Consider the following 1,412-nt stretch of genomic DNA (forward strand, 5'->3'; position numbering starts at 1 on the left):
CTGGTAGAGTTGGCAGGAGAGCCGCCCTTCCGAAACATAGAACTGGAACAGGCAGTGGCAGGGCGGCAGCGCCATCGCTTCCACCTCGGCTGGATTCCATGCCGAAACGATCAGCCGCCGCGATTGAGGATTTTTGCGTATCTCCTTGAGAAGATTCGCGATCTGGTCGATCGAGCCGCCATGGCCATCCGGCCAGGAGCGCCATTGCTTGCCGTAGACCGGGCCGAGATCGCCATTCTCGTCGGCCCATTCGTCCCAGATCGAAACGCCGTTATCGGTGAGATATTTGACGTTGGTGTCGCCGGCCAGGAACCACAAAAGCTCATGGATGATCGACTTGAGATGCAGCTTCTTGGTCGTGGTGACCGGAAAGCCGCGCGCCAGGTCGAAACGCATCTGGTAGCCGAAGACGGAGCGCGTTCCGGTGCCGGTGCGGTCGCCGCGATCGGCGCCGTTGTCCAGCACGTGCTGCAGGAGGTCGAGATACTGGCGCATCGGTTCCGGCTCGATTCGGTTGTCCAGCCATCATAGCTGACGGACAGGCAATCGAACACCACAAAGCAGCGCAAGCCCTGCCCGAAGGCTGCCAGTCCCCAACAACATCAGGGCTGACGCATGGACCGCGCCAGCCCCTGCAAATTGACGTGCGGTCGTCAGAGGGAGCCGAGTTTACCCAGGTCCTTGGCAACCAGATAGTAGAAGGTAACCCGGTTCTTGGTACTGTCGGCGGCCATCGCCTTGCAGACCTTCTCGATCGAAGCGTCGGCCTTGTTGTCGTCCGATATGCCGAGCTTCTTCGCAACCCAGCCAGCCTTGACGCGCTCTAGCTCCTTCGGATCGGTGCAGGACACCAGCGAGGAATCGCGGTTCCGGAGCGCAATGCCAAGATGCTTCACGATTTTGTCGACCACGTCGGCACTCGCCGAGGCATCGTATTTCTTCACGTCTGCAAGATAGTCGGCCATCAAAATTCCCCTCGTCGGCGCCACGGATCCGATCGATGAGGGCTGTGGCGCGCTGCTGCAACATGTGCGCTAGGTCGGTAACTCCTCACCGGGGCAAAGCTTCGGTTGAGACCGCGCCCAAGTCAACCCTTTGGACTTGCGGTTTTGTCAGGGGGACAAAGTGCCATTGCGGCCTTCCATTTCTTGCGATGGCCCCCTATATTCGGTTTGTCGGCTTGACCGACTATGGCGATAAATGGGCGATGAAATAAGCCGTTCGGACCCGGGGGCGGTACCCGGCGCCTCCACCAAAAGCCGCTGCTGATGACAGAGCGGTTTTTGCTGGGGGCGAAATAGGATCGACGAAGGTGTAAAGATCGTACTTTTGCCCGGCATGGTACCACCGTCATCGGGCTAAACCTGTAGTTGCAAATGACAACTATGCGGAAGCACGTCTCGCCGCGTAAG

At 59.1% G+C, this 1,412-nt stretch carries 2 protein-coding genes and 1 other RNA gene; 1 reads left to right on the forward strand and 2 read right to left on the reverse strand.

Annotated elements, in window-relative coordinates:
• Together thyA and EN939_RS34130 are read right to left on the reverse strand one after the other, a co-directional pair.
• A partial coding sequence (gene thyA / locus EN939_RS34125) for a thymidylate synthase (protein ID WP_127271812.1) occupies nt 1–495 on the reverse strand: 495 nt, incomplete at its 3' end.
• A 158-nt stretch (nt 496–653) separates the two neighbouring features.
• Entirely contained in the window at nt 654–965 is a 312-nt protein-coding gene (locus EN939_RS34130; RefSeq protein ID WP_127271793.1) for a DUF2853 family protein, read from the reverse strand.
• Nucleotides 966–1,135: 170 nt separating this feature from the next.
• On the opposite strand from EN939_RS34130, the gene ssrA reads away from it, so the two are divergent.
• Nucleotides 1,136–1,412: a transfer-messenger RNA gene (ssrA, locus tag EN939_RS34135) on the forward strand; the annotation flags it as partial.

Source organism: Mesorhizobium sp. M7A.F.Ca.CA.002.05.1.1, from assembly GCF_003998335.1.
Taxonomy (GTDB): Bacteria; Pseudomonadota; Alphaproteobacteria; order Rhizobiales; family Rhizobiaceae; genus Mesorhizobium.